Origin of the sequence: Methylophaga sp. UBA5088 (assembly GCF_002414625.1) — a bacterium.
Classification (GTDB): Bacteria; Pseudomonadota; Gammaproteobacteria; order Nitrosococcales; family Methylophagaceae; genus Methylophaga; species Methylophaga marina.
The window spans coordinates 1-6144 of the sequence record NZ_DIAC01000102.1; the positions used below are offsets into that span (position 1 = coordinate 1).

Below are 6144 nucleotides of genomic sequence, written 5' to 3' on the forward strand. Positions count from 1 at the left end.
AGGCAAAATCCCTAGGACCCCATGGACGCATACATCGCTGACATCGCCCCCGCCTATCCCGCTGGTTAAACCAGCAATACAAACCGATGCTGTACCAAGCTTAGGCGATGCGGCTGATGATCCAGCTATCTGGGTCAACAAAGCCAACCCGGAACAAAGTCTGGTATTAGGTACGGATAAACAAGGCGGTTTAGTTGTTTATGATTTAAAAGGCAAAACCCAGCAATTTTTGCCTGTTGGACGACTGAATAATGTCGATGTCCGTCATGGTTTTCATTTCAATGGTAAACAGATTGATTTAGCGGTTGCCAGCAATCGTGATCATAACTCACTGCATGTGTTTGCCATCGATCCAGCAAGTCGTCTTGTCACTGAAATGGGTGAAGTTAGCACCACGGCACAGGATATTTATGGCCTGTGTATGTATAAAAATAAACAAGGTGATATCTACACCATTGTGAATGATAAAGACGGCCGCTTTTTCCAATATCAGATGCAGGACAAACAAGGCAAGATTGCCGGTGAACTGGTCCGTGAATTTAAAGTTGCCACGCAACCTGAAGGCTGTGTGGCCGATGATAAACATGATCGTTTATTTATTGGTGAAGAAAACAGAGCAGTCTGGACACTTGATGCCCGTGCCGATCAATCTACGGTGATGACTCAGGTCATGCCTGTCGGTGAACATCTGAAAGACGATATCGAAGGGATCAGTTTGTATCAGAACGACAAACAGGATTATCTAGTGATATCCAGTCAGGGCAATGATAGCTATGTTGTGCTTGATGCTCTGCCACCCTTCACTTATCGCGGTGTATTTCGTATTGGCTTTAATACAGCATCCGGCATTGATGGTGTTTCAGAAACAGATGGTCTGGATGTCAGTAGCGTCAATTTTGGCCAACCATGGCAGCAAGGCATGTTAGTTGTTCAGGATGGACGCAATCGCATGCCATTGGAAAATCAAAACTTCAAATATGTGCCCTGGTCAGAGATTGCTGATCAACTCGGCCTGTCTAAACTGAGCAAATAAGGAGTCAATCATGGAAACTGCAATGCATGAAATGACTATTTGGGGTCTGGTCAGTGATGCCAGCGTTTTAGTGAAAATTGTGATGCTGATTTTAGTACTGGCATCGATGGTAAGCTGGTATCTGATCCTGTGGCGTTCAAATGTATTAAGTCGTCTGGAGAAACAAAATAAGCTGTTTCAGCAGCAATTCAGACAAACGGCGGATATGACGTCATTACCTGAAGCAACAACAAAAGCGACTTTACACAAAGCGATTCCAGCCATATTTCAGGCTGGCTGGCAGGAGTATGAGAAATATCAGCATATCGCCACTATGCCGCAGGATGAAAAGGTAGAAAATGTAGAACGTGCCATGCTGGTGAATATTGGCGAGCAGGAAGCCGAACTTGAAAAAGGTCTTTCTTACCTGGCTACCATTGGTTCAGTCAGCCCCTACATCGGCTTGTTCGGTACGGTCTGGGGCATTATGAACTCGTTTATTGGCCTGTCCCAGGTTGAACAAGCGACATTAAACACCGTGGCCCCGGGTATTGCTGAAGCCCTGATTGCCACCGCTATCGGCTTATTTGCAGCGATCCCGGCAGTGGTTGCTTATAACCAGCTGAGTAAACGCGCCGGGGCTATCAGTACGCTTTATTATCATTTTGGTAATGAGTTCATCACCCGATTACAGCGAGTGATGCACAGAGCACCATTGGCAAAGGCTGCGTGAGGTCGTCATGCTAAGAAAACCGGTTGCTAAACATGCCTTGAAGGCAGAAATGAATGTGGTGCCTTATATCGATGTGATGCTGGTGTTGTTAGTGATTTTTATGGTCACAGCTCCGCTACTGGTACAAGGCGTTAAACTTGAATTACCTAAGGTTGCAGCGGAAGCGTTACCCACTGATAGTCAGAAAACGATTCTGACTTTATCGGTGGTTGCTGATGGCAGTTATTACTGGAATGTGGGTTCAGAAGTCGATATTCAATCCCGCTCAGATCAAGCAGTCAGCTTGGATGACATGGTCGAAAAAATAGAGCAGATTAAACAGCAGAATGACAAGCTGCTATTTTTTATCCGTGGTGATAAAGCCACGGATTACGCTTCAGTTGTAAAAGCGATTGCCGCATTACAGCAAGTGGGTATCGATGATGTGGGCCTGATTACGGAGTCGCCCGATGCCTGAGTTAGCTATGCGTGATCCACTTTATCTAAGTAAACCGTTTACTGCCTCTGAGATAAACAAATCTGCATTAATTGAAGTAGGTTTGTTTCATATTGCCATTGCCGCATTATTATTTCACTCATGGACACCGGTGACTCAGCATGAACCGGTCGTTAAAACAGTGAATATCCGCATGGTCGAACTTCCTCAGCCGGTAAAAAAAGCCGTGTTCGAAGAGGTAAAGCCGGTGGTTATACCTGAACCTGTTATCGAGCCAAAAGTTAAACCTAAACAAAGTATTGTTGAAAATGAACTGGCCTTTAAACGCGTTGAAAACCCCATAGCCAAACCGATAGAAAAACCCGCACCAAAAACACCTGTAAAAAAGAAAATAGAAAAGCAAATAAAACCACTTAAAGACAAGCCGGTTCCGCCTGTCAGCCAACCGACAAAGCAAGAAAAACCTGCAGAAAAGTTGCCTGACAGCCCAGTACTGACAAGTAGTAATAAGCAAAATGTGCCACAAAAAACACAAAGTAATCCATCCGAGCTAGCAACTGAAACATTTTCTGTGGAACACTATAAACCGATTGAAAAACAGGTACCGGACTATCCCAGAACTGCTTTGCGTAAAGGTCTGGAAGGTGATTGCACTGTTCGATATACCGTAAACAAACAAGGCCGTGTAGAGTCTCCCGAGGTATTGGCTGACTGTCATCCGATGTTTGAACGGCCATCATTAGCTGCTGCCAAAACCTTTCGTTACGCGCCTCGTATGGTTAACGGAAAAGCGGTACCTGTACCGAATGTTCGTAACACCTTTGAATACCGTATTCATTAAAAGAAGATAACTCGCCATGACACAGCCGACACACTCAGATTTTCATCAACGCCTGGCATCTTATGATGATGAGATTATTAACAGCACCGAGCAAAAAAGCCTGGATAAAATGGCGTTATCACGCCGTGATGTTTTAAAAGGCAGTTTAAATGCCGCCGTTATAGGCTTTCTAGGACTGAGCATGGGTAGTCGTTTTGCCTTTGCCGGTGAAAATGCCATCCCCCCAGCCCCATATATTGGTTTTCAGCCTATTCAGCCACGTACCGATCCCTTATTTGATGAAGTCGTGGTCGCGGATGGCTATCAGGCAAAAGCCTTCTTCTCCTGGGGTGATCCGGTGGAAACAGGAGCAACAAAATGGAAAGCCGATGCCAGTAATACCTGGCAGGAACAGCTGAAACAGGCTGGTGATAACCATGATGGCATGCACTTTTTTGCCTTTCCCGACAACAATAATCGTGGCTTGATGGTGATCAATCATGAATACATTAATCCCACCATCCATACCGATGGATTGATTTATGATGGCAATGGCAAACGTTTGCCCGACGATGTCAAAAAAGAACAAGCGGCTCACGGTGTCAGTGTCATTGAAGTGAAAAAAGACAGTCACGGTGAATGGCAACGCGTTTACCCCTCACTCTATAACCGCCGTATCTCAACATTAACACCGATGCAGGCCAGCGGTCCCTTAGCCGGTCATGACCTATTCAAAACAGTCGCTGATCCTGATGGCAATGAAATTATCGGCACCTTGAATAATTGCTCGAATGGTTTCACTCCGTGGGGTACCTATCTGGCCTGTGAAGAAAATTGGCATAACTATTTCTTCAATCACGACAAAACAGATTACCAGTCTCGTGTCTCTCATCACCGTTATGGCATTTCTAATGACAAAAACGACAATTATTATGGCTGGAGCACGATTGATGCGCGTTTTGATGCAACACCGGATGCTTCACTGCCCCATCAGGGTTACGTCAACGAGCCTAATCGTTTTGGTTGGGTCGTCGAAATTGATCCTTTTGATCCGCAAAGCAAACCCATTAAACGCACAGCCTTTGGTCGTTTCTGCCGCGAGTGTGTAGCACCTTCACTGGCAGATAATGGTCAGTTGGCGTTTTACTCTGGTGACGATACTCGTGGTGAATATGTCTATAAATTCGTACCGTCTCAACGCTTTGATAAAACCCAGATGCACAATAATAAAGACATATTGGATGAAGGCACATTGTATGTGGGGCGTTTTAACGATGATGGCACGGGTCGTTGGTTACCATTGGTACATGGTAATGAAGGGCTAACAGCAGAAAATGGTTTCCCCAGCCAGGCTGAAGTTTTAGTTAATGCTCGGGCTGCGGCTGATCTATTAGGTGCAACACCCATGGACCGTCCGGAATGGGCCACAGTGAATCCGCACAATTTGGATGTTTATGTGTCACTGACCAACAACAATAAACGCGGCAAAGAATTTGCTGTTAATGCCGCCAACCCACGTCCTGATAATCGTCATGGTCAGATAATCAAAATCATGGAGGAGCAAGCCAATCCGGCAGCTACCTCATTCAACTGGTCATTATTCGTTATTGCAGGTGAGAAGCCAGACGCCACTGATGCTGAAGGTCACAAAGTAGCCGATCATTTAGTCGGTAATATTCAAGGAGATATTTTCTCCTCACCTGATGGTTTAGGCTTTGATCAGGATGGCCGTTTGTGGATTATGACTGACTATGATGACGACGATCCGTTCATGGCAAACATGGGCTGTAATCAGGTGTTATGTGCCAACCCGCAAACGCAGGAAATCAAACGCTTTTTAGTTGGACCGAGAGGCTGTGAACTGACCGGGATTACCTGGAGTCCTGATTACAAAGCGATGTGGGTTAATATCCAGCATCCAGGATTAAGCTACCCGGCTTCTGATGGTAAAACACGCCCACGCTCAACAACGGTGCTGATTACTAAAAATGATGGTGGTGTTATCGGCAGCTAAACGTCCATTTCTGGAACGTTGTGGATGTGACTGAGTCACTATAGATACACAGGTAAGTTACCCCGTGTTTATTACTGGGATGACTAAAACGATAGCATTTAATTTACGTAGAAACACACATAAAGGCTGTAGTATTAGGCAAGTGGTTTCTCATCGTTCCGTCTATAGTATTTTCACCTCTAATTCTTTTATCTAAGGGAGTTACATCTATGAAAACTGTTGGTTACGCAGCTCATTCCTCCGATACCCCGCTCGCCCCATATCACTTTGAACGTAGAGAATTACGCGATAATGATGTAGCAATGGAAATCCTCTATTGCGGTGTGTGTCACTCCGATTTACACGTTGCCAGAAATGATTGGGGTGGGTCTTCATACCCTGTTGTGCCAGGTCATGAAATAGTCGGCCGTGTGTGTGCCGTTGGCAGCAATGTCAGCAAATATAACGTCGGTGATCATGTCGCTGTTGGCTGTATGGTCGATAGCTGTCAGGAATGTGATGAATGCCATAACGACCATGAACAATACTGTCGTAATACTTTTACACTGACATATGGTTCACCAGACCGTATTACTAATGATATGACACAAGGTGGTTACTCCAAACACATCGTTGTTCGTGAAGAATTTGTATTACGCCTGCCAGAAAATCTGGATCTGGCTAAAGCCGCGCCATTATTATGTGCAGGTATCACTACTTATTCACCTTTGAGAGAATGGAATGTCGGACCTGGTAGCCGTGTAGGTGTCGTTGGCATGGGCGGTTTAGGTCATATGGCCATTAAACTCGCTGTTGGTTTAGGTGCTGATGTGACAGTCATCAGTACATCACCGAAAAAAGAAGCCGATGCGCAAGAACTGGGCGCTCATAACTTCTTGGTATCTAAAGATGAAGACGCAATGGCGGCTGCCGCTTCCAGTTTTGATCTGATTATCGATACCGTGCCAGTAAATCATGATCTTAATCCTTACATCCCACTATTAGATAATGATGCCACTCTGGTTATGGTCGGTCAGATTGGTCCTATTGAAGGGCCAAACACAGCGCCGATGGTTTTCGGTCGCCGCCGCATTGCGGGCTCATTAATTGGTGGTATCAAAGAAACTCAGGAAATGCTGGATTTCTGTGG

At 45.3% G+C, this 6144-nt stretch carries 6 protein-coding genes; all 6 read left to right on the plus strand.

Going from position 1 to position 6144, the window contains the following annotated elements; translation table 11 throughout:
* Positions 1-1033, plus strand: a 1033-nt coding sequence (locus tag B4K20_RS12765) for a phytase (RefSeq protein WP_289283161.1), incomplete at its 5' end; no start/stop codon positions are given.
* 10 nt (positions 1034-1043) lie between these two features.
* Positions 1044-1745, plus strand: coding sequence for a protein TolQ (gene tolQ, locus B4K20_RS12770; RefSeq protein ID WP_007145101.1), 702 nt, complete (start codon positions 1044-1046; stop codon positions 1743-1745).
* 7 nt (positions 1746-1752) lie between these two features.
* On the plus strand, positions 1753-2202 hold the full coding sequence (gene tolR, locus B4K20_RS12775; protein ID WP_284722677.1) for a protein TolR: 450 nt from the start codon (positions 1753-1755) through the stop codon (positions 2200-2202).
* Complete coding sequence (locus tag B4K20_RS12780) at positions 2195-3022, plus strand: TonB family protein (RefSeq protein ID WP_284722676.1); 828 nt, start codon at positions 2195-2197, stop codon at positions 3020-3022. Before tolR ends, B4K20_RS12780 begins: the two co-directional genes overlap by 8 nt.
* A gap of 16 nt (positions 3023-3038) precedes the next feature.
* Positions 3039-5015, plus strand: coding sequence for a PhoX family protein (locus B4K20_RS12785; protein ID WP_289245435.1), 1977 nt, complete (start codon positions 3039-3041; stop codon positions 5013-5015).
* Positions 5016-5224: 209 nt separating this feature from the next.
* A partial coding sequence (locus B4K20_RS12790; RefSeq protein WP_289283162.1) for an NAD(P)-dependent alcohol dehydrogenase occupies positions 5225-6144 on the plus strand: 920 nt, incomplete at its 3' end.

Bases quoted from the DNA above. Each gene is read 5' to 3' on its own strand.
- tolQ (WP_007145101.1), top strand. From the start codon at position 1,044: ATGGAAACTGCAATGCATGAAATGACTATTTGGGGTCTGGTCAGTGAT.
- tolR (WP_284722677.1), top strand. From the start codon at position 1,753: ATGCTAAGAAAACCGGTTGCTAAACATGCCTTGAAGGCAGAAATGAAT.
- B4K20_RS12780 (WP_284722676.1), top strand. From the start codon at position 2,195: ATGCCTGAGTTAGCTATGCGTGATCCACTTTATCTAAGTAAACCGTTT.
- B4K20_RS12785 (WP_289245435.1), top strand. From the start codon at position 3,039: ATGACACAGCCGACACACTCAGATTTTCATCAACGCCTGGCATCTTAT.